Origin of the sequence: Photobacterium ganghwense (genome assembly GCF_003025595.1) — a bacterium.
Classification (GTDB): Bacteria; Pseudomonadota; Gammaproteobacteria; order Enterobacterales; family Vibrionaceae; genus Photobacterium; species Photobacterium ganghwense.
In genome coordinates this window covers 711,839-734,959 of sequence record NZ_PYMI01000002.1, presented here as the reverse complement: position 1 = coordinate 734,959, position 23,121 = coordinate 711,839, and the positions used below count along the sequence as shown (strand labels likewise).

Sequence of the window (23,121 nt, the reverse complement as noted above, 5' to 3'; positions counted from 1 at the left end):
CGATCAGGCAGCCTGCTCACCCGCAAGAATGCGCAGTACTTCACTGGCATCACGGGTCTGAGTCAGCCTCTCGATGGCATCTGGGTCGTCCAGAGCATTGGTGATGGTGGTAATAACTTGAATATGTTCATCATTTTTTGCGGCAATACCAATAACCAGTTTGGCGACGTCGTCTTCATCCTCGGTGAAGCACACACCTGATGGGTACTGGCAAATTACAATACCGGTTTTAATGACACGGTCTTTAGCTTCGACGGTACCGTGTGGCACGGCAATGGACTCGCCAAGGTAAGTCGGCACCATTTTTTCTCGTTCGAACATCGCGTCCACATACTCTGGTTCCGCGTAGCCTAACCGAACCAGTTGCTCACCGGCATAGCGAATCGCGTCTTCCTTGTTGCCAGCCTGCAACCCAAGGTGGATGTTTTCCGCCTGAATCTGGAAGACCTGCGGCTGTTGTGCCTCATTGCCGCTATGTTGCTCAGCGCTGTCAGCGTTAAAGCCGTCATCCTTGTTAAAGCAATCATCATTGGCGGCGACCGGTGAAACATTCACCATATTGGCATCATTCGCCGCTTCTGGTCTGGTAGCAGCCAGAATGCTGGTCACTAGGTCATTGTATACCTGGCTGTCCAGGAAGTTTGTCAAAGAAAGGTGTTTGGCATGGGCCGCATGCTTACGCGCGCGATCCGTCAGATCTTTATGAGTAATCACGATATCTACCTCTTGCGGTAAGCTATTAATGGCACAGTTAGTAACGCTGATGTTCAAACCGGCTTCCTGCACTTTTTTACGTAGCAGGCTTGCCCCCATCGCGCTGGAGCCCATCCCGGCATCACACGCTACAATAATGCTGCGCACATGAGCCAGATTGATATCGTCTTTTCGATTAGCCGTTACATCGGCTGGTTGTCCTTTAGCACTTTCTTTCATGCCCTTCATTTGTGAGGTGGCTTTCGCCAGTGACGTCCCGTCATCTTCTTCAGACTCACGTTGCGTTTTCAGCAGTACCGATGCAACAGTGAAAGACACAGTGGTAGCGGCAATAATTGACGCAATCACTCCCACGAATGAGGCCTTGGGTGTCATCAGCAGTACCGCAAAAATAGAGCCCGGTGATGCCGGTGACACGATACCGGCGTTGAACATTGTCAGGGTAAACACACCCGTCATCCCGCCCGCAATAACCGCCAGAATCAGACGTGGATTCATCAGAATGTACGGAAAGTAAATCTCATGAATACCACCAAAGAAGTGGATGATGGATGCACCGCCAGCGGTTTGCTTCGCCGTGCCACGACCAAATACCATGTAAGCCAGTAACACACCCAGACCAGGCCCCGGATTTGCCTCAATCAGGAAGAAGATAGACTGGCCCATCTCATTGGCTTGCTGGATACCAAGTGGAGAGAAAATTCCGTGATTGATGGCATTATTCAGGAAAAGGATTTTTGCCGGCTCAACAAAAATGGAGGTCAGTGGTAATAATCCGGCATCAACCAGGAAATTAACACTGGCCGCCAACCCGCCTGACAACACTTTCACGAACGGGCCAATCATGAAAAACGCAACAATGGCGCAAATCATCCCTATCAGACCCGCAGAGAAGTTGTTCACCAGCATTTCGAAACCGCTTCTGACCTTCCCTTCAATAGCTCGGTCAAATCGTTTGATGGCCCAACCGCCCATCGGGCCGACAATCATGGCTCCCATGAACATAGGGATGTCTGTTCCGACAATCACCCCCATGGTGGTTACGGCACCGACAACAGCGCCCCGTTCGCCACCCACGAGTTTACCACCGGTATAGCCGATCAGCAGGGGCAGTAAATAGGTAATCATCGGACCGACAAGTTTGGCTAACGTTTCATTCGGCAGCCAGCCGGTAGGAATAAATAGGGCGGTGATAAAGCCCCATGCAATGAATGCCCCGATATTGGGCATGACCATGTTAGATAGGAATCGACCAAAATTTTGTATTTTGATCTTGGCATCTGGTGATATCATAGTGAACCCCCCGTTTGATGTTCTGTTTTGTCTTCTGTTGTAGGAAACGGTTCGCCAAAACCGTCGGTTGCTTCGAACACACCCAATCTACCACAGAATTTCAAAGCGGAACTGATAACGGGTTTTTCGTGACACCCGCCTCACTTTCACCCTCTCCAAGCCATTTTTTAGCGACCACACTTACAAATCCGAAATGAAACTTTCATACATTTAAAACCAATCAAAAATGTCAACATTAAATTAAAAACATAGATCACACTTAATGAAAGTACACACATTAATCACCTAGTGATGTAAATCACATTAACTGAATTTCAACACCCTTACAGAAACCAATAAAGTGATCGTTATCACTATCAATGATTATTTCACGGCTCGAAGTAATTGATACTCTTATCAGAGAGTGACGATATGTAAATTTATTACATGAAAGGACGGGACATGATTCAGGAAGAAATTCAGACTAGATTACGAAGCATAGAATATGATTTATAAATCGAAGTGCATTACACGCAATTATTTACAGGCTCGCAATGCCTGCGAAGCCCCTCCCCCTCCTCTGCCAGCGCGAACAACGAAGATAGCGCAGACCCCATAAAATACAGAAACAGCCCAAATAAAAAAGCAGGCATTTCAATAACACCTGCTTTGTTAGATGAGTTTTTATCTTATGACATTAAGCGTTGGCTTTACCGCTTATCTTGTGGCTATGGATAAGCGGCTTATTTACTTTCCACATCCAGTACACCACGACGAATCTGATCCAGTTCGATCGATTCAAACAGTGCCTGGAAGTTACCTTCACCAAAGCCTTCGTTACCTTTACGCTGGATAATCTCAAAGAAGACAGGGCCGATAACGGTATCAGTGAAGATTTGCAACAAGATACCGGTTTCATCACCATCAATCAGGATTTTCAGGTTTTTCAGTTTAGCCAGATCTTCATGATGACCAGGGATGCGCTTATTCACAGACTCATAGTAAGTATCAGGTGTATCCATAAAGAGCATTCCGCCCTCTTTCAGCTTGGATACTGTCGCAAAAATATCGTCAGTGCTCAGTGCAATATGCTGAATGCCCTCACCATTGTATTGATCCAGATACTCTGCAATCTGCGATTTGTCGTCACTTGATTCGTTGATTGGAATACGAATTTTTCCACATGGTGCCGTCATAGCACGCGACAGCAAGCCCGTCACCTTACCTTTAATGTCAAAGTGGCGAATTTCACGGAAGTTAGCAATGCGCTCGTAAAAGCTTGCCCACAAATCCATGTTGCCGCGTTTCACGTTATGGGTCAGGTGATCAATTGTCTGAAGCCCTGCGCCAACCGCCTGTAAACGTTCTTGGTAATCCGGGTAATAATCAAAGTCAATTTCATAGATATCATGTTGACCATAACGATCAACCAGATAGATCAACGATTCACCAATACCGTAAATCGCAGGGATGTTCAGTTCCATCGGACCTGCTTGTGCTGCACAAGGCGTTGCACCCTGAACAACTGCGTATTCAAGCGCAGCCTGAGAATCAGCAACCCGGAAAGCCATTGCGTTGACGCTTGCACCATGCACACCAGCAAAACCTGACGCCTGAGACTGCTCTTCACCATTGATGATGAAGTTGATGTCTCCCTGACGGTAAAGCCATACCGATTTATGTTTGTGCTTGGCGACTTCAGCGAACCCCATTTGCGAAAACAGATGTTTAAGGTTTGCAATTCCTTCAGGAGTTGGTGCTGTGTATTCCACAAACTCAAAGCCGTCCGTTCCTAGTGGGTTCTCGATCATCTCATTCATCCTTTTCAGAGTTAATGCTACGGGCTTTAACTGCCCTTCTTCTCCTATAGGATTAGCAGCAACCCAATTGGAAGAGAAATCTGAGCCCGCAAATGATGTTAATTATTTGTAAACACCTTTCGTAAACCCACCTTGCCAAATAATCTGGACTCAGCGCTATTCCACGTACGGCGTTGTAAATAACTGCCTGATCACAAAACAATCATCCTGTTCATTCTCTCTCACAGTTTGCCTTTCCACTTGTTAACAAAACCATCTAAATTTATAGGTACCTGTTCTTTTTCAGTATCCGACAGGCGAACATACGAGGTCAGCAATGTCAGTCAAAAAGCGCGATCAACTTCGGCTTCCCAAACAGAAAAAGCCCGCCACTCCTCTTACCCCTTCGGCGGAAATTTACCTGCCTACCTATCACTTTTTATTGAATGAATTTCAGCACGCCCGTCGCCACGAAAAAGGCATTCTGGAAGACAGTGATGAGGAGTTTATCCATCAGTACCGGATTGCTTTGCGCCGCTGCCGGGCTCTGATCAGCTTACTGAAACCACTGTTTTACAAGCCGCAACGCGATATGCTGAAAAACGAACTGAAAACGCTGATGCTGCGCACTAACTTGATCCGCGACCTGGATGTTTTCCTGCTTAACATGGAAAACTATTTTTTCCTGTTAGATCATAAGTATCATAAAGGTTTGATTAGCTTTTTTGACGGCCTACAGGATAAACGTCTGAACAGCCTGACAGAGCTCAAAGTATGGTTGCAGTCAGAAAATTATGAACAACAATGTCAGCTAATTATTGGACTGCTGAAAGAAATGAAAGAGCAGCCCCGTGACGCCGGAAAAGTCGAAACCCACACCATTGCCCACGACACTCTGTGGCTGCACTTTAAGCAGGTCGAAAGTTATTGCCTGGAGATAACGCCAAAGTCACCGGATACCAACATTCATGCTTTACGCATTGAATGTAAAAAGCTGCGCTATTTGCTGGAGTATTTTGCCCCAGTTCTGCCAAAGAAGGCCGCGAAACAACAAATTACCCATTTAAAATCACTGCAGGATACGTTAGGCAATTTCAATGATTCCTCAGTACAGCTGGCTTTTTTACAGCATTATAACCGCAGCCAGAAATCACCGGCATTTCAGCACAAGGCCATCGACGAACTAATCCGGGAAACGGAAAGCAAACACCAGCATGATAAAAAGGAAACCATTGAACAGATTAATATTTTTCGTAAATCCAAAAATCTCGACCTTTTCTACCAGCTGTACGAAAAACACAAGAAGTAAATTTCAGTTCATTTAGCTGTCGCTTCGCATATTTCGTCATACACGTTACTTCTGGAGAACGACTTATTTGGCACGCAATGGTTAGGGTGTCAATTTCAAATCCTAACTCACCGTATCGTGTGTTTCTGTCAAAACTATTTTACGGTTGAAATGATTCTTTAGTCACAATGGTTACCGAGATAATCCTTTTTTCCTTTTATCAAATAACTGATGCTTACATCAACAGCCAACCTAGCTGTACATAGCTTTTTTGCTCTGGGATTTGTACTGGGCTTTGTTTGCACTCGGTTTTATTTAAACGTATCTTTATTTACACGTAGCTTTATTCACACAGCTCTAATTAAACACAGCCTGTGTTTTAAACGTCTTTGCTATCGTCAGTGTGTACTTAAACCGCTCCGGCTCCACTCTCCCAGATTCTCAATTCAACATTGTAACTATCTTGATATTCACGCATTCATGACTGCACACACCGACCAACTTACTAACATTGACTCACGCACTAACGACAGCCAGTTAGCCAACAGCATGATGATGAGATCAATATCACCGTTAGCCCAGAAGAAAATACCACTTTAGAGTTAGCCTCTATTACTGACTTATTACACATTAAAAGCCAGTATTTCCCATTCCTTCCTCATGTTGACACTATGTGTCAGATTAACTTGAAAATTATTTCAATTAATTCTTCAAAGTTATTCCTGATCATGATCTGATTTCATTTTAAAATGTAATATTGCACATAGCAACGTGTTATACCCTGCACAATTATTATAAAGGGAAATATGCGCTGTCGGTTGTTTGCTTTACACTCTGCGACAACAACAACTTAACAAAAGCCATGAGGGATGACGCCTGAATTTCATCTCCCGAACAGCTATAAGAAAAATTTATTAAAAGAATTACATTTGAGGTATTCATGCGTAAAGATTCGCCTTCAACCGCAAAAGAAGTTACTTATCCGAATACATATAACCTCCTTTCCGTTACCGAACTCAGTAGTCATATCACTTATGTAAGTAACGAATTTTGTGAGGTTGCCGGTTATACAAAAGAAGAACTGATTGACCAACCACACAATGTAATTCGGCATCCGGACATGCCGCCTGAGGCATTTAAAGATTTATGGACGCATATTAAAAAGGGCAAATCCTGGATGGGACTTGTCAAAAATCAGTGTAAAAACGGTGACTATTACTGGGTCGATGCGTTTGCTTCCCCTATTATTGAAAACGGCACCATCACTGAGTACCAGTCGGTCAGATTTCTCCCTGAACGTCAGCATGTCGAACACGCCGACAAAATCTATGCTCAGATTCGTGCTGGAAAGTCCTTGCGTAGCCTGACCGGTGTTCGCAGTAGGTTATGGCAGCGCATCACATTTGCGTTGTTGCCGATCGCCGCACTCTCCAGTGCCATTGACGGGTTTTGGCTGCCAGGCACTGGCGTCTGGATTTTTCTGGTGGGCTCCGTAGCGACAGTATATGGCCTGACTCGGCGACTGGAATCGTTGTCCAAAGATGCCCGCGAGATCTTTGATAATCCCCTGATGGAGCGAGTGTATAACAAGCATGTGGACGACCTGTCCGAGATTAAACTGGCAATGAAAATGCGCCAGTCAGAACTCAATGCCGTTGTAGGCCGCATTCAGGACTCAAATGATGAGATTGCGCGTACTGCCCGTTCGATTTCTGAAAACAGTCACGCAACATCCGGCAATCTAGAGCGACAAACGGCAGAGACCGAGCAGTTGGCCGCAGCTATCAATGAAATGCATTCTACTGCGAATCAAATTGCGCATAATGCCCAGAATACCTCAGGGGTAACCGACCAGGCTAAACAAGCGGCGATCGAAGGCATGCAGTCAGTTAACAGTACGGTCGAATCGATTCAGATGCTTGCCACTCAACTTGATGATGCCGCAAATATCATCTCTCAGCTTGAAGGACACGGTAAAACCATCGGTGAAATCCTGGCGATCATTCAAAGTGTTGCCGACCAAACCAATTTACTGGCACTCAATGCGGCGATTGAGGCTGCACGAGCCGGTGAGCAAGGTCGAGGCTTTGCTGTGGTCGCCGACGAGGTACGCGCACTGGCACAACGCAGTCAGACTGCAACGCTGGAGATTCAGACCGCGATTGAGCAAATCCAGACCAGCACCACCCATGCTGTGCATTCGATGCAGGAGGGCACAAAATTGTCGGAACATTGTGTCAGCAGTGCCGAATTATCCGGCGATAAACTCAATGCCTTATTGCATCAGATTAACGACATTTCCGATCGTAACGGAGAAATTGCCGTAGCCGTCGAGGAAATGGCAAGGGTTTCCGAAAGCATGAACATGAATGTTCAGTCAATCACTGAAGCCTGTATTGAAACGAACCATCTGGCAAATGATGTACTGACTGAATGCAATGGGCTTGTCAGCAATCTAACTTCTCAGGGTAAGCTGGTCAGGCAATTCCGCAGAGCATGACCTTCTTGGGGCAATGTGTGAACAAAACGAACACCGATTCACTCATTGCCCTCAGACTGCCCCACCGCGGAACAGTCTTCAAGAGAACAATCCCATCCGGCCATTTACCTGAGCCTTACCTTAACAATGAAGTAAAAGGCCGGAAGTGCTGCTGAGATCCACCGGGTCAATCGTTCAAGGGGCTCCTCTCTTATTCAGGGTTTGTCTTTTTCTGATGTATGTCAGGCTCTCAAGGCCCGAATAATGTCTCGTTCCAACACTTGCGGTTTTTTTGTCGGCGCAAACCGTTTTATCGGCTTTCCGTCCCGGCCAATCAGAAATTTCGTGAAATTCCACTTCACCTGGTTACCTAATAATCCGGGCAACGCTCTGGTAAGAAAACGAAATACGTCATGGCTTTCCGGCCCTTTGACGTCCACTTTTTCAAACATCGGGAATGACACCCCAAAGTTTAGCTGACAACTTTCGGCTATTTCCGCATTCTCGCCCGGTTCCTGACCACCAAACTGATTGCAGGGAAAGCCCAGAATGACCAATCCTTGATCGTGATATTTTTCGTACAGTTCCTGCAACCCTTTGTACTGCGGGGTAAAACCACAATCACTGGCGGTATTCACCACCAAGACCACCTTACCGGCAAAATCAGCCATTGATACATCTTCGCCATTAATTTTCCTGGCAGACAATTCGTAAAAAGCAGCCATGTCTTTCTCCATTTACTCTGTTCTGTCCGGCGTCGTTCCCTAAGCACTCATTTTACACCAGACTCTGACCTGCCATTAGTGTAAGCCATTCTTTTAGAAACCTGCTTCTAATTCACGTACACTCTCAAAAACTCTTTAAGACACCAGTTACCATGACATCACTACATTCAACGCTTAACCTGTTCGGTCTGCCTCAACTTCCACTGTCAGAAGAAGAAAGAGACTTTGCCCAGCAGTTCATTAACCAACGATCGGCATTCTTCTCTCAAGCGTGTACACAGAGACAAAAACCGCAGGAAGACATTGCGCTGGGTTTACTGACCCAATCTTACCAGCAATGGCTGGAAGTCTTTATCTCAACGCAAACCAAAACTGCTGAAATGAAGTCGCTTTTTTCTGCCCACGTTGGGAGTCAACATGCTGAGAAATTTAAAAGTAATGATGAGTTGGGGCTGATTGTGATCACTAAATTATGGTTATTAGCTCAGGGTTACCATGGCATTGATTTCAGCTACGCGAACGAGCAAGCATCAACAGTTTCAGGACTAGCCGTCTGCAACCAAAAATCCCATACCGAAATCACCAGCAACGAAACCGATGCCGACTCACAGTCAACAGGGCTAACTCCCGAGCAGCATGCTCTCCGTCAGCAGCTCATGAAAGCCTATTATGTGGGCCTTGAAGCGAGAAAGTCTCAATCTGCCGAGAAAATTCATGACGATAAGCACAACGCATCCCTACTCGATACGTTAACGCGTTTTATCAAGCGGCTGTTTTAAGAAGTAGCATGCCCGAGCAGGACACGGTTTAGGTAGTGGCACGCCTCACTATGCTTGGCGATGTTTGAACGCAGTTCGATGACAACCAGCAATATGCCATGACGCGATAACTAAAGAGGCTTGTAACTCTTCACGACTCACGCGGTTTAGGATCACGTTCAACTCGCATAAACAAGATGTCACAGGGCATTTTTCTCAGTAGCGGTTCACTGGCTGATAAAGCCAGTTGACGAAAAACGCTGGATTCGTGGTGACCAATAATCAGTAGATCCACATCAAACTCGTTGATGGCCCTGATGATCTGGTCTTCCACATAACCGGCATAGAACACATGCTTGTAGATCGGATAATTGGCACCTTGCAGTAAACTCAGCATGGTTTTTATCGACGGACTTTGATTTTCTTCATCAAAGTCTTCCGGCTCAAACTCTCGAACCCCCTCATACAGTTCTGAAAAATCCGGATCTACATGAATCACACTGAACAATGCATGATTGATTTTGGCCTGCTCCGCCGCCTTGGTCACCAGGTATTCGGCATTCCGATCAAAATTGACCGCTAACATGACGTGTTTGTATTTCATGTTTACTCCTCGTCAGGTCATCAGGCTGTTTATGGGAATCAATTTATGTCTAATCAATATAGATGAGTTCGAAATCAATGGCGGATTTTTACGATGATTTCCGTTGCAGCAGATAGTCTTGAAAAGGTCGATCAAACAATAGAATTCAGTTCCATACTTATAGAAAATAATGTCCCCGGAGGGTATATGTCTCTGTCTTCCCGACTTGACTCGTTGTCTATATTCCTCGTTCTGCTCCTGATCTTTTTTGTGATCTGTCTGATCTTTGAAATCGGCTATCGCGTAGCGGGGAAACTCTCCGACAAGACTTTTCATGAGTCGATTGGCCCTATGGCAACAGGGTTAGCCAGCCTGCTAGCTTTTATATTGGCTATTACATTCAGTATGGCGGCAGGCAAATCTGCCGACCGCAAACAAATCATTTTGACGGAAGCGAATACCATAGGTACTACCGTTCTGCGCACATCGCTCCTTGCTGAACCTTACCGCACTCGCAGCCGCGAATTATTACGTGAATACGTTTCATTGCGTATCGTCAAAAATACAAAAGAAGGCCAGGCCTACGTGCCAAAGGCAATTCAACGCAGCGAACAGCTGCAAGTCGCGTTATGGCAACAAGCCGTCGCGGCGCATAAAACGACGGCACCCGAACTGCTGCTGCTCTACATCAACTCACTCAATGACATGATAGATATTCACTCAGAGCGTGTTAACAAAGGGATGCGAGGGCGTATACCCGCCAGTATCTGGTTCACGTTAGGATTACTGACATTCCTGACTATTTCACTGAATGGGATTCAGGTTGGTGCTCAACACAGAGGCCGGGCAATGGTTGCCGCCATCCCGTTTGCTTTAGCCTTTTCCCTGGTACTGACGTTGATCGTGGAGCTGGATCGACCTAATCGCAGCATTATCGTGATTAGCCAGCAGCCATTGATCGATTTGGAAAACAGTCTGAGCAGCCTGATTACTCCCGTCGAGCTCGATCCACTCCCGACAAGACCTGACTAGCACTAATACCGAAATCATGATCTGAAGTAGCGGCTCGAAGTAGCGTTTAAAAACACCAGTCCTAAACAGAGGTTCTCACAGAGGCTCTTCGCGCCCGGCGATTGATTAATAATTTCTCAATTTGTCAGGGAGCCAATATTCCCTTTGTGACACATTTCACATAAGAGATTGGTTTTATAAAAAAATTCCGGTCACTCGTATGAACTCTTTTGTCAATACGATATATTAAAAAGGTGAATTCTGGGAGTAGAATCACACTAAATAGTCATACAATTATCCATCAAGAACAATAAGAATGGAGTACAGGGTCGTTACAATGAGTAAAGACACTAAACAGGTTAGGTATAAGCTCAAAGCAGAAAGCCGTACAGTACTGCTTCGGACAAAGGTTGCTTTCCTTAAAACGTATAATAAAGCCGCATGATGCGGCTTTTACGTTTTATGTGGGTTCACTGTTGAGTAACATGAATTATCGTCTAAAGAAAGACATACGTGTCATCCAAAGACCCCCTGCGCCACTCAAGCGCCACTCAAGCGCCACTCAAGCGCCACTCAGTGACGAAACGTCAAAACAATTGTTTGAACACGCACCTTCGCGGAACACCCCACAACTTCGCCCTGACATTAGGGTGATTCGTTTTCAATCACAACGCCGCCCAGCACAACCCTGTTCATGTTTGGAAACATCCGCTGCTCGAATAAGTCGCTACTATTTGTTTCTCCCGGCAAGGTGGCGACTAAGACAGGCTTATCAGTCTCGTTTCTTTGCGTAATATTAGCCTCTGCTCCCTGTGAGATTGAATCAGACACGACGGTTACACCTGCTCTCTCTGACGACCAAACCGGCGCATTCACGTAGGCATGCGTATCATTTCCTATCAGGTTGAATTTATCGAACACCAGCGCCAGTACCGCCAGCGTGACCACCAATACATTCAATCGCATGGCATCCTCCTTTTTTGCCTCTACGCGCTTTCATTGATAGTGCATGTCCTGGTTTTGAGCAAGATCACAAAATAAAAAAAAGGAGGCTAAGCCTCCTTTAATGTTAATTTTTATTTTCAGTTTGTAGGTCGTCCGCGTCACAGTTCACCCAATCCGTCGTACTTAAACGTGATACTTAGCCTCAGTACCCGAACTTAACGCAGCACACGTTCGATTTCCTGCAGACTGGATGGATCATCAATAGTGGATGGCACTACGTATTGTTCGCCATCCGCAATCTGACGGATCACACGGCGCAAGATCTTACCTGATCGGGTTTTCGGTAATCGATCTACGATCAGTGCCTTGTTAAAACAGGCCACAGCACCGATTTCCTGACGCACTTTTTGCAGCAGCTGGGCTTCAATCTCCCCGTTTTCGGAGAAGTAGCCATCTTTAAGAACAACCAGCCCGAGTGGCAACTGCCCTTTCAGTTCATCATGAATACCGATCACAGCACATTCCGCAACGGCTTCATGGGCACCGACCACTTCTTCCATTTCACCCGTCGATAAACGATGCCCAGCCACATTAATGACGTCGTCGATACGCCCCATGACAAACAGATAACCGTCTTCATCCAGATATCCCCCGTCCCCTGAAACGTAATAACCCGGGAACTGGCTCAGATAGCCGGTTTCAAACCGATCGTGGTTACGCCACACAGTAGGCAGACAGCCAGGAGGTAAAGGCCGTTTAATGGCTATATACCCTTGTTGATTCGCCCCAAGGGGTAATCCCACTTCGTTGAGCACTTCAACCTGATAGCCGGGAATCGGTTTTGTTGATGAGCCGGGTTTCACCTTAAAGGTTTCGATGCCAAGTGGATTACCGGCAATCGCCCAACCGGTTTCAGTCTGCCACCAGTGATCCACCACCGGGCGACCGGTTTTCTCTTTCACCCATTCCAGAGTGGGCGGATCCAGTCGCTCTCCGGCCATGAAGATCGTTTTCAGCGATGCCATCGGATAATCCTTCAGATGGCTCCCCTGAGGATCCTCTTTTTTGATGGCACGAAACGCGGTCGGGGCAGAGAACAGAATTTTCACCTTGTACTCATCACACACTCGCCAAAAAGCGCCCGGATCCGGCGTTCTTACAGGTTTGCCTTCGTACATGATCGTCGTACAGCCATGGATTAAAGGTGCATATACGATGTAAGAATGTCCGACCACCCAACCCACATCTGATGCCGCCCAATACACATCTCCCGGGCTGACGTCATAAATGGCTTCCATACTGTAGCGCATTGCTACGGCATGACCACCGTTATCTCGTACCACCCCTTTGGGCTTTCCGGTTGTACCCGACGTGTACAAAATATACAGTGGATCCGTTGCTTGAACCGGCACGCACTCATGAGGTTGAGCCGATTTCAGCATTGAACTCCAGTCTCTATCCCGCTCATGGTGCAAATCAGCCAGACATTGCTTGCGCTGATAAACCACCACATAATCGGGTTTCCAGCGGCTGTCCATTACAGCCTGATCCACCATCGGCTTGTAGGGGATGACTTTATTGACTTCGACGCCGCAACTGGCCGTCAGTACCACTTTGGGCTCCGCATCTTCAATGCGAACGGCCAGTTCGTTGGGTGCAAAGCCACCAAACACCACCGAGTGAATAGCCCCTAAACGCGCACAGGCTAACATCGCCATCGCCGCTTCAGGGATCATTGGCATGTAAATCACCACCCGGTCCCCTTTTACAACACCCAGCGATGCCAACATGCCAGCGGTTTTCGCGACTTGATCACGTAACACCTGATAGGTATAGCGGGCTTTCTGACCCGTAACCGGCGAGTCATAGATCAACGCGGTCTGATCACCTCGCCCCTGCTCAACATGATGATCCAACGCCAGATAACAGGTATTGAGTTCTCCATCAGCAAACCAACGATCAATACCGTGTTCATCTTTACTCAGAATGGTGTGCGGAAATTGGTACCAAGCGAGTTTTTCGGCTTGTTGTTTCCAGAAAAGCTCCGGTTGTTCCACCGAAGTGGTAAATGCTTCCTGATATGAAGACATATTGCTTCCTCCAGTATGTCCTGACATTGCTTATTTAAAAGCGCTACGCAAAGACAGTGGAGGGAACACGGACAAAGCCCTCCATCAAGATACGAGCACTGCGGCTCATGATTGCTTTCTCTATCACCCAGTCCTGTCCGGTCTGTTTAGCCTGGGCTCCGACTTTTAACGTCCCTGAAGGATGGCCGAACGTCACTGACTCTTTTGCGCCGCCTCCGGCCGCCAGATTGACCAGTGTCCCCGGCACACAAGCAGCAGAGGCGATTGCCACCGCAGCCGTCCCCATCATGGCATGGTGCAGCTTACCCATTGACAGCGCACGAACCAGCAGATCCACTTCGTTCTCAGCAATGATTTTGCCACTGGAAGACTGATAAGTTTTAGGTTTGGAAACAAAGGCGACTTTCGGTGTGTGCTGACGCGTTTCTGCCTCTTCCAGATGTTGAATCAGCCCCATTTTCAGGGCGCCATAAGCACGGATCTTTTCGAACATGGCCAGGACGTTTTCATCATTATTAATATCATCCTGACGCTCAGTACCGGTAAAGCCAATGGCTTCAGCCTCAACAAAAATGGTCGGGATACCGGCATTGATCAAAGTGGCATTGAAGGTGCCAACACCCGGTACGTCAAGATCATCAATCAGGTTACCGGTCGGAAACATAGCGCCTTCGCCATCAGCGGGATCCATGAAATCCACCTGAATCTCCGCGGCCGAAAACGTCACGCCATCCAGCTCAAATTCACCGGTTTCCTGTACAAAGCCATTTACGATAGGAACATGAATAAGAATGGTTTTCCCGATATTGACCTGCCAGACCCGGACGGTAACAACGCCATTTTCCGGCAACCGTTCCTGGGGTATCAGACCGGCATGAATTGCAAAGGGCCCCACAGCCGCAGAGAGGTTGCCACAATTTCCACTCCAATCCACAAACGGCTTATCAATCGACACCTGACCAAACAGGTAGTCGACATCATGATCGGCTTTCTGGCTTTTAGAGACGATCACCGTTTTGCTGGTGCTCGATGTGGCTCCCCCCATCCCGTCGATCTGCTTGCCATAAGGATCCGGACTGCCAATGACCCGCAACAGCAGGTTGTCCCTATCTTTACCGGGAATCTGAGCCTGAGGTGGCAAATCAGCCAGATTAAAAAATACGCCTTTACTGGTGCCGCCACGCATATACGTGGCCGGCACTTTCATCTGCGACTGAGACATTATCCCTGTCATGGTTCCTCCCCTTACTGAGCCAGAAAGTCTTGCGCAAATCGCTGCAGGACACCGCCTGCGGCGTACACATGCACTTCATCTGCGGTATCTAGACGACATGTCACCGGTACATCGACTTTTTCACCATTGGCGCGGGTAATCACCAGAGCTAACTCGGCCCCCGGTTTGATTTCACCGACGACGTCGTACAGCTCAGTCCCATCCAGCCCTAAAGTATTGCGATTCACGCCATTTTTGAACTGCAACGGCAATACGCCCATCCCTACCAGATTGGTACGGTGGATACGCTCGAAGCCTTCCGCCACAATGGCTTCAACCCCTGCCAGCCGGACGCCTTTGGCAGCCCAGTCGCGGGAAGAACCCTGCCCATAATCGGCCCCGGCCACCACAATCAGCGGCTGTTTGCGATCCATATAGGTCTCAATGGCTTCCCACATACGAGTGACCTTACCTTCTGGCTCGACTCGTGCCAGAGAGCCCTGCACCACGTCGCCATTCTCTTTCACCATCTCATTGAACAGTTTCGGGTTCGCGAGAGTCGCGCGTTGCGCAGTCAGGTGGTCACCGCGGTGAGTCGCGTAAGAGTTGAAATCCTCTTCCGGTACGCCCATCTTCGCCAGATACTCCCCGGCAGCACTGGAGGCCAGAATCGCATTAGATGGCGATAAATGGTCAGTAGTTATGTTGTCGCCAAGGATTGCCAACGGGCGCATTCCCGATAGCGTTCGCTCACCGGCTAACGCCCCTTCCCAATAAGGAGGACGGCGAATGTAAGTACTCATCGGACGCCAGTCGTAAAGCGGATTGCTGTTTCGGGCTTCGTCATTCAGTTTGAACATTTGAATGTAAACCTGATTGAACTGCTCCGGCTTCACATACTTGCCGACAACCGCATCAATTTCTTCGTCACTTGGCCACAAATCATTGAGGTAAACCGGATTGCCCTGACTGTCCGTGCCCAGTACGTCACGTTCAATATCAAAGCGGATGGTTCCTGCAATGGCATAGGCAACCACCAGCGGCGGTGACGCCAGGAAAGCCTGTTTGGCGTATGGGTGAATACGACCATCGAAGTTACGGTTGCCGGACAGTACAGCGGTTGTGTAGAGATCACGGTCGATGATTTCTTGCTGGATAGCAGGATCAAGCGCCCCACTCATCCCGTTACAGGTAGTACAGGCGTAACCCACAATGCCGAAGCCCAGCTTTTCCAGTTCAGGCAACAAACCGGCCTCTTCCAGATACAATCTGGCGACTTTGGATCCCGGAGCAAACGACGATTTCACCCAAGGTTTGCGAACCAGGCCCAATTCATTGGCTTTCTTGGCAAACAAGCCGGCAGCCACCACGTTGCGAGGGTTACTGGTATTAGTACAAGAGGTGATAGCAGCAATGATTACCGCGCCATCCGGCAGTTCGCCCGCTTTCTCTTCCCACTTGCCAGAGATACCACGAGAAGCCAATTCTGACGTTGGTAAGCGACGATGCGGATTCGAAGGGCCCGCCATATTGCGCGACACTTGGGAGATATCAAACTCCAGTACTCGCTCGTACACCGCATTATCCAGAGCATCTGCCCACAAGCCGGTCTGTTTGGCATATTGTTCAACCAACTTAACCTGAGCATCATCACGGCCAGTCAACTTCAGATAGTTGATAGTCTGCTCATCGATGTAGAACATCCCCGCCGTCGCGCCGTATTCCGGCGTCATGTTAGAGATAGTGGCGCGGTCGCCAATCGTCAGATCTTTGGTCCCTTCGCCAAAGAATTCCAGATAGGACGACACCACGCGCTCGTTGCGCAGGAACTCAGTCAATGCCAGCACAATATCGGTAGCGGTAATGCCCGGTTGGCGTTGGCCGGTGAGTTTCACCCCGACAATATCCGGCAGGCGCATCATCGACGGCCGTCCCAACATGACTGTTTCCGCTTCCAGCCCACCCACGCCAATAGCGATAACGCCCAGAGCATCAACATGCGGCGTGTGGCTGTCGGTACCGACACAAGTATCAGGGTAAGCAATACCGTCTTTGGCCTGAACCACAGGCGACATTTTTTCCAGGTTAATCTGGTGCATGATGCCATTCCCTGCGGGAATCACGCTCACGTTCTCAAAAGCAGTTTTGCACCAGTTAATAAAGTGAAACCGGTCTTCGTTACGACGTTCTTCAATGGCTCGGTTTTTATCAAAGGCGTCCGGGTCAAAGCCGCCGTGTTCCACCGCCAATGAATGGTCAACAATCAGTTGAGTTTCCACCACTGGGTTCACTTTGGCCGGGTCACCGCCTTGATCTGCGATAGCATCCCGCAAACCGGCCAAATCGACCAGCGCGGTTTGGCCCAGAATGTCGTGACACACAACACGCGCCGGGTACCACGGAAAGTCCAGATCCCGCTTGCGTTCGATAATCTGTCGTAAACAATCAGTTAATGCGTCTGGGTCACAGCGTCTGACCAACTGCTCTGCGAGTACACGAGAGGTGTAAGGGAGCGTTTCATACGCACCAGGTGAAATATCATTAACGGCTTTTTGGGTATCAAAATAATCAAGTCCGCTTCCAGCCAGAGGCTTGCGGTATAGTGTGTTTATGCTCATTGCTTCCCTCCGTGAAACTTCCGCTCACAGACCCTATTCGGCAATTAAATCTCCCCCCATAAACAGGGGGAGTGAAAGGAGGGACTCCTTTGGTTCGGAGTCTGCTGTTATTAACGCTTAATCGCGCTGTTCGATCGGCACCCATTCCTGATGCTCAGGACCGGTGTAATCCGCACTCGGACGAATGATTCGGTTATTCGCACGCTGCTCAAATACGTGTGCAGCCCAGCCTGTTACGCGACTCATCACAAAAATTGGCGTAAACAGCTTGGTCGGGATGTCCATAAAGTGATATGCCGAGGCATGGAAGAAATCGGCATTACAGAACAGATCTTTTTCCCGTTTCATCACCGCTTCGACACGTTCTGACACCGCATACAGATGAGTATCACCAACATCTTCAGACAGCTTCTTCGACCAGGCTTTGATCAGGGCATTACGTGGATCAGACTCACGGTAGATGGCGTGACCAAACCCCATGATCTTCTCTTTGTTCTCCAGCATTTTCATGATGCCGGCTTCCGCTTCGTCCGGAGACTGCCATTGCTCGATCATTTCCATCGCGGCTTCGTTTGCCCCGCCGTGCAGCGGACCACGCAAGCTACCGATAGCCGCGGTAACACAAGAATGCAGATCAGACAGGGTCGACGCACACACGCGAGCAGTAAAGGTTGAGGCATTGAATTCATGTTCTGCGTAAAGAATCAGCGAGCAGTGCATCACTTTCTTATGCAGTTCAGACGGTGCTTTATCGGTCAGCATTTCCAGGAAATAGCCGCCAATGCTGTCCTCTTCACTGCTGGCGGTATCAATACATACACCATCGTGAGAATAGCGATACCAGTAACAGATAATCGCGGGCAGCATGGCCAGCAAGGTATCGGTTTTCTCGGCCTGTTGTGAGAAATCACGCTCTTGGTCCAGATTACCCAGCATTGAACAACCGGTACGCATCACATCCATCGGATGTGCATCCGCCGGAATGGCTTCCAGTACCAGACGCAGCGCCTGTGGCAATCCACGTGCCTGTTTCAGTGTTGCTTTATAGCCATCAAGTTCAGCTTGGGTCGGCAATTTGCCTTTCAGCAGCAGGTAAGCCACTTCTTCAAACTCAGCGTGGTTCGCCAAGTCAGTAATATCATAACCACGGTACGTTAGGCCGGTACCGGTTTTACCTACTGTACACAACGCGGTGCTGCCGGCGCTTTGTCCGCGCAGTCCAGCGCCGCTTAGGGTTTTGTTCTTCTGATCCTTCTTAACATCAGCTACGGCTATCGCAGTCATAGCAGACTCCTTATTTTGAGTTTCACGTTATTGAATGATTCAGATTGGAACAACTTCTGGCACCTGCAGGACGAGTCCTGCCGACCATCTCCAACCCGTTATCTTTATAGTAATAATTTTCCTGGGCTGCCCTTTGCTTCAGCGGAAAGACCTCTGCTTAGGGGAAATACTTTTGCGTTTCGGTGTTCGTTCTGCGTTTCTACTATTCTGTGTCGTTTCTTAGTTAACGCCTGTTTTTGCTGGTCTGTTTACTGCTCTGCTGTTTAATGCCCGGTATCTTGTTCGACGATTTTTTGTCCATCAGTTCGTATTCCGGTTCGTACACCAGTTCGTTCACCAGTTCGTTCACCAGTTCGCTCACCAATGAGGCGATGGTTTATTCAGAATCCGCCCGCCTCATTGCCGCCGGTATGACAGTTAAAATGTGCAAGATGCACTGGGTTATTTTTCTTGTTTAAACAGCTGATCCAGTTTTTGCTCGTAATCGTGGTAGCCCAAATAGTGATACAGATCTTCACGAGTCTGCATTTGATCCACAACATTACGCTGATGGCCATCTTTGAGCAGATGCTCATACACATTCAATGCGGCTTTGTTCATCGCGCGGAACGCCGACAATGGGTACAACACCATATCAACACCGCATTCAGCCAGCTCTTCACCACTGAATAACGGTGTTTTGCCGAACTCCGTAATGTTGGCGAGAATTGGCACCTTCACGGCTTCCGAGAATTGCTTATATTGCTCCAGGGTGTTGATCGCCTCTGGAAAAATCATGTCAGCCCCGGCTTCAACACAGGCGATGGCACGTTCGATTGCTGCATCCATGCCTTCAACAGCCAGCGCATCGGTACGAGCCATAATGACGAAGTTCTCATCAATTCGCGCATCCACAGCGGCTTTAATGCGATCCACCATTTCCTGCTGACTGACAATGGCTTTGTTTGGACGGTGTCCACAACGCTTTTGTGCCACCTGATCTTCCATGTGTACCGCTGCTGCACCACTGCGTTCCATCTCTTTAATGGTACGGGCAATGTTGAAAGCCCCACCGAAACCAGTATCAATATCAACCAGCAATGGTAGTGACGAAGCGGCTGTAATGCGGCGTACATCTTCGATGACGTCATTCAAGGTCGTGATACCCAGATCCGGTAACCCATACGAAGCATTAGCGATACCGCCACCAGACAGGTAAATGGCCTGATGGCCAACCTGCTCAGCCATCATGGCGCAATATGGGTTGATCGTTCCGACGATCTGTAGCGGATGATTTTTGGCAACGGCCTCGCGAAAGCGTTTCCCTGGGCTCATGAGACTTTCTCCTTATCCTGAGTGAGTTTTTGTTCAATCAATTGGCGGCTGCGCATAATGTGGCGCCGCATAAGTAATTCAGCCAACTCTCCGTCCCGCTCTTTCAGGGCGTTGAGCAAATGGAAATGCTCTTGAAGTGCTTGTTGCGGGCGGGAATGTGAACGTTGTGACTGATAGCGATACATTCGTAGCAAATGGTACAATTCACCACACAGCAGGCTGATGAGCTTACTGTTTCGACTTGCCTTAATGATGCGGTAGTGAAAATCAAAATCTCCCTGCTGGTGAAAATAGGATTCCCCATCGACCTCTTCGATATGTTGCTGGTGCGTTTCCAGCAGCTTCTCTAATGCCAGAATTTCTTCATCTGAAATGTGCAGGCACGCAAGCCGCGCTGCCATTCCTTCCAGCGCTTCACGCACTGCATAGATATCAATCAGCTTTTCCTGACTGAGTTCGACAACGCGTGCCCCTACATGAGGAATACGCTCAACCAAACCCAGAGCTTCAACCCGCATCATGGCCTCACGCAGCGGACCGCGGCTTACGCCAAAACGCTTTGCGACATCGGCTTCAGAAATTTTACAGCCAGCCGGATACTCCCCTTTAACGATCAAGTCGATTAGCTGTTCGGTCAGACTGGCAGACTTGGTGCCTTCTTTCTCAGTCGCTAGGTTGTCGACACTTTGTAGTTTTTGACTAAGTAGGCTCATCATTATTGTCAACAATTGGTTAACTTAGTCTCAAATTTAGTCCAAACTACGACCACAAACAAGCATATTGTTTACAATTGGCACTAGACCTTAGTCTGCATTGTCGACAATGTGATCTAATCAGTAGGTTGAAATGTAACCAGATTAGATTCGTTTCATTGCCGCTCAAAAGAAAGGATATAAGATGACAAGCGATAAGTAGGCGGCGCGCAGTAAAACTGCCCTTAGCCTTACTGCAAAGCCCAAAGGTTCGCGAATGATGACTGAAACAATGAATACATTGAACGTATCCAAAAGGCGAAATAGGAAGACTAAAATGGAAATGGAAATGGAAATGGAAAAGTAGCTATGAATGAGATAGGAAAATAGCAATACAGGGAAAAATAGAGGATAAAAAAAGCGAAAGACAGTCACTCCTGTCTTCCGCTTTACGGCTTCACTGGCTGTAATACAGTGCACCAACATTCGTTTAGTCCCATACGCTTAGAATCGATATCATCTAAGGATACGTTACAAAGCCTCAGGCTATCGCACTCATGCGGTAGCGACCGATTCGGTTGTGAGAGGTTTGGGTTTACGCTGAGCGAGTGCCACACCGGCCAGCACCATAAGCCCACCGACATAATGATACGCCTGGAGTTGTTCGCTGAGCATGACACTTGCGATCAACGCCGTTAAGACCGGCATCAGGTTCATGAACATTGCACAGCGATCCGCGCCAAGCAGCTCAATCCCTTTTAACCACCCCCATGGTGCCAGCACCGAAGCAGGTAGAGCAGCGTACATGATCAGTGGCAAACTCTCGCCCGTAATGGCGATTCGCTCACTGCTGAGCAGCATCGGCGTCAGCATCATGACCGCAAACAATCCCTGAACATAGACAGATTGCCAGTTATTGATCGGCATTCGCCAGCGTTTTAGCAACACACTGTATAGCGCATAGACAAAGGCTGCGAGCAGAAGCAATCCGTCACCCTGGCTGATTCCCTGATCTGCAAGATTACTTATCTCACCATGACTTAGCATGAACACCAGCCCAGCCAGCGACAGCACGGCGCCGACAATCGCCATTGGCAGCAAGCGTTGTGCGAGCAAGGGTACACTCAGAAACATACTCATCAGCGGTACCAGTGAAACAATCAACGCCATGTTCGTGGCTGTGGTTGTCGATGCGGCAAAATAGCCCAGAGACTGGTTCAACACCATGCCCAGTAAAGCCAGAAATGCCAGCTTGCTCAAATGAGGTTTAATCACATGACGCATCCGCCATACTGATGGTAGAACAAACGGAGTCAACGCCAGCATGGCAAAAAACCAGCGATAAAAAGAGATCGCTCCCGGATCAATCACACTGGAAGATAATTTGTTTACGATGGCATTCCCTGACCATATAAAGACAGTAACAAGCGGAAAAATGTAAAACATGGTTTGCCTTATTATGGAGAATTGTGTGATGAAATCATCAACTGACACTTATTGTTACACGTCAGTTTAGAAATAAATATCGGTAAAAAGACATCATGAATTGATGGTCGGACATTGCCACATAACAGTGCCCAGCACATCCTCTTAGGAAAAACCGAAAGGAGTTTGTGAAGAGTCATAACCGTCTGATTTATAGTGGAGTAAAGAATATATACAGAGCACTGGCAGACCATTGAACACATTCATTCCGCAAAAGAAAGAGTGCGCCTTCTAACGGGAAATTTGACAAAGATTACAGGATCACACTTTCAGCATCCCGCAATTGACCCGTCCCTTATATCCTTCTAACTTTCAACCTGGTCTGACCAGAGTGCATATTAACGCATCTCCCTACCGGCCATGAGCTGTACCTCACTGAAAAAGGATATTTCAATGCGTAAAAACCTGAAAACTTATCAACGACTTTCCCGGCTCCCCATGGGGAAACAATTGTTTTCATTCATCGTCTGTCGTGTCGCCCCTTATTTTGCCAGCATTCGCCCTCAAATCACGTCGCTGCGTCCCGGATTCGCAGAGGTACAAATCAAAAAACGCCGCCGAGTGACCAACCACATCAACACGGTTCATGCAATTGCGATGTGTAATATGGCGGAACTAGCCGGAGGGATGATGACGGATGTTTCCGTCCCGATAAAAAGCCGCTGGATTCCGGTCGGTATGACGGTGGAATACCTGAAAAAAACCAAAAGCGATCTGACAGCTCACGCTCAGGGCGAACATATTAACTGGGAGACTGAGGGTGATAAAATTGTGCCAGTCGAAGTCAGAGACCAAAACGGAGAAATGGTTTTTCGCGCTGAAATTACGATGAACGTCAGACATTAACACGA

At 48.0% G+C, this 23,121-nt stretch carries 18 protein-coding genes; 5 read left to right on the top strand and 13 right to left on the bottom strand.

The window, feature by feature from the left end; translation table 11 throughout:
* Window positions 1–3: 3 nt before the first annotated feature.
* Together C9I92_RS09120 and hppD are read right to left on the bottom strand one after the other, a co-directional pair.
* Window positions 4–2,007 (bottom strand): PTS mannitol transporter subunit IICBA, encoded by a 2,004-nt coding sequence (locus C9I92_RS09120; protein WP_047884604.1) that lies wholly within the window; start codon window positions 2,005–2,007, stop codon window positions 4–6.
* Window positions 2,008–2,729: 722 nt separating this feature from the next.
* A complete protein-coding gene (gene hppD, locus C9I92_RS09115) occupies window positions 2,730–3,806 on the bottom strand; it encodes a 4-hydroxyphenylpyruvate dioxygenase (protein WP_047884605.1) in 1,077 nt (358 codons plus the stop codon).
* Between the two features lie 316 nt (window positions 3,807–4,122).
* Here hppD and C9I92_RS09110 point away from each other — a divergent pair, with 316 nt between their 5' ends.
* Together C9I92_RS09110 and C9I92_RS09105 are read left to right on the top strand one after the other, a co-directional pair.
* The gene (locus C9I92_RS09110; RefSeq protein WP_047884606.1) at window positions 4,123–5,094 is read left to right on the top strand and encodes a CHAD domain-containing protein; all 972 of its coding nucleotides are present in this window, start codon (window positions 4,123–4,125) and stop codon (window positions 5,092–5,094) included.
* Between the two features lie 919 nt (window positions 5,095–6,013).
* On the top strand, window positions 6,014–7,573 hold the full coding sequence (locus tag C9I92_RS09105; protein WP_047884607.1) for a methyl-accepting chemotaxis protein: 1,560 nt from the start codon (window positions 6,014–6,016) through the stop codon (window positions 7,571–7,573).
* A gap of 221 nt (window positions 7,574–7,794) precedes the next feature.
* Here the strand turns inward: C9I92_RS09105 and C9I92_RS09100 are convergent, their stop codons facing one another.
* Entirely contained in the window at window positions 7,795–8,277 is a 483-nt protein-coding gene (locus C9I92_RS09100) for a glutathione peroxidase (RefSeq protein ID WP_047884608.1), read from the bottom strand.
* Between the two features lie 152 nt (window positions 8,278–8,429).
* On the opposite strand from C9I92_RS09100, the gene C9I92_RS09095 reads away from it, so the two are divergent.
* The gene (locus C9I92_RS09095; RefSeq protein ID WP_053061771.1) at window positions 8,430–9,056 is read left to right on the top strand and encodes a hypothetical protein; all 627 of its coding nucleotides are present in this window, start codon (window positions 8,430–8,432) and stop codon (window positions 9,054–9,056) included.
* Between the two features lie 130 nt (window positions 9,057–9,186).
* On the opposite strand, the gene C9I92_RS09090 is transcribed toward C9I92_RS09095, so the two are convergent.
* A complete protein-coding gene (locus tag C9I92_RS09090; protein WP_047884609.1) occupies window positions 9,187–9,639 on the bottom strand; it encodes a universal stress protein in 453 nt (150 codons plus the stop codon).
* A 186-nt stretch (window positions 9,640–9,825) separates the two neighbouring features.
* On the opposite strand from C9I92_RS09090, the gene C9I92_RS09085 reads away from it, so the two are divergent.
* Complete coding sequence (locus C9I92_RS09085; protein WP_047884610.1) at window positions 9,826–10,650, top strand: bestrophin-like domain; 825 nt, start codon at window positions 9,826–9,828, stop codon at window positions 10,648–10,650.
* A 624-nt stretch (window positions 10,651–11,274) separates the two neighbouring features.
* Here C9I92_RS09085 and C9I92_RS09080 read toward each other — a convergent pair.
* The 9 genes from C9I92_RS09080 to C9I92_RS09045 all read right to left on the bottom strand — a co-directional run bounded on the left by C9I92_RS09080 (window position 11,275) and on the right by C9I92_RS09045 (window position 22,231).
* Window positions 11,275–11,595 (bottom strand): hypothetical protein, encoded by a 321-nt coding sequence (locus C9I92_RS09080; RefSeq protein WP_047884611.1) that lies wholly within the window; start codon window positions 11,593–11,595, stop codon window positions 11,275–11,277.
* A 194-nt stretch (window positions 11,596–11,789) separates the two neighbouring features.
* Window positions 11,790–13,664, bottom strand: coding sequence for a propionyl-CoA synthetase (locus C9I92_RS09075; protein ID WP_047884612.1), 1,875 nt, complete (start codon window positions 13,662–13,664; stop codon window positions 11,790–11,792).
* 43 nt (window positions 13,665–13,707) lie between these two features.
* Entirely contained in the window at window positions 13,708–14,898 is a 1,191-nt protein-coding gene (prpF, locus tag C9I92_RS09070) for a 2-methylaconitate cis-trans isomerase PrpF (protein WP_047884613.1), read from the bottom strand.
* A gap of 11 nt (window positions 14,899–14,909) precedes the next feature.
* Window positions 14,910–17,495 (bottom strand): Fe/S-dependent 2-methylisocitrate dehydratase AcnD, encoded by a 2,586-nt coding sequence (acnD, locus tag C9I92_RS09065; protein WP_047884614.1) that lies wholly within the window; start codon window positions 17,493–17,495, stop codon window positions 14,910–14,912.
* Between the two features lie 117 nt (window positions 17,496–17,612).
* Window positions 17,613–18,779, bottom strand: coding sequence for a bifunctional 2-methylcitrate synthase/citrate synthase (gene prpC, locus C9I92_RS09060; RefSeq protein ID WP_047884615.1), 1,167 nt, complete (start codon window positions 18,777–18,779; stop codon window positions 17,613–17,615).
* Window positions 18,780–19,002: 223 nt separating this feature from the next.
* Complete coding sequence (locus C9I92_RS25770) at window positions 19,003–19,128, bottom strand: hypothetical protein (RefSeq protein ID WP_273860389.1); 126 nt, start codon at window positions 19,126–19,128, stop codon at window positions 19,003–19,005.
* Window positions 19,129–19,220: 92 nt separating this feature from the next.
* On the bottom strand, window positions 19,221–20,093 hold the full coding sequence (gene prpB / locus C9I92_RS09055) for a methylisocitrate lyase (RefSeq protein WP_047884616.1): 873 nt from the start codon (window positions 20,091–20,093) through the stop codon (window positions 19,221–19,223).
* Entirely contained in the window at window positions 20,090–20,806 is a 717-nt protein-coding gene (locus tag C9I92_RS09050) for a GntR family transcriptional regulator (RefSeq protein ID WP_047884853.1), read from the bottom strand. Before C9I92_RS09050 ends, prpB begins: the two co-directional genes overlap by 4 nt.
* A 534-nt stretch (window positions 20,807–21,340) precedes the next feature.
* Complete coding sequence (locus C9I92_RS09045) at window positions 21,341–22,231, bottom strand: DMT family transporter (RefSeq protein ID WP_047884617.1); 891 nt, start codon at window positions 22,229–22,231, stop codon at window positions 21,341–21,343.
* 432 nt (window positions 22,232–22,663) lie between these two features.
* On the opposite strand from C9I92_RS09045, the gene C9I92_RS09040 reads away from it, so the two are divergent.
* On the top strand, window positions 22,664–23,116 hold the full coding sequence (locus tag C9I92_RS09040; RefSeq protein WP_084712514.1) for a hotdog fold domain-containing protein: 453 nt from the start codon (window positions 22,664–22,666) through the stop codon (window positions 23,114–23,116).
* The last annotated feature ends 5 nt before the right edge of the window (window positions 23,117–23,121 follow it).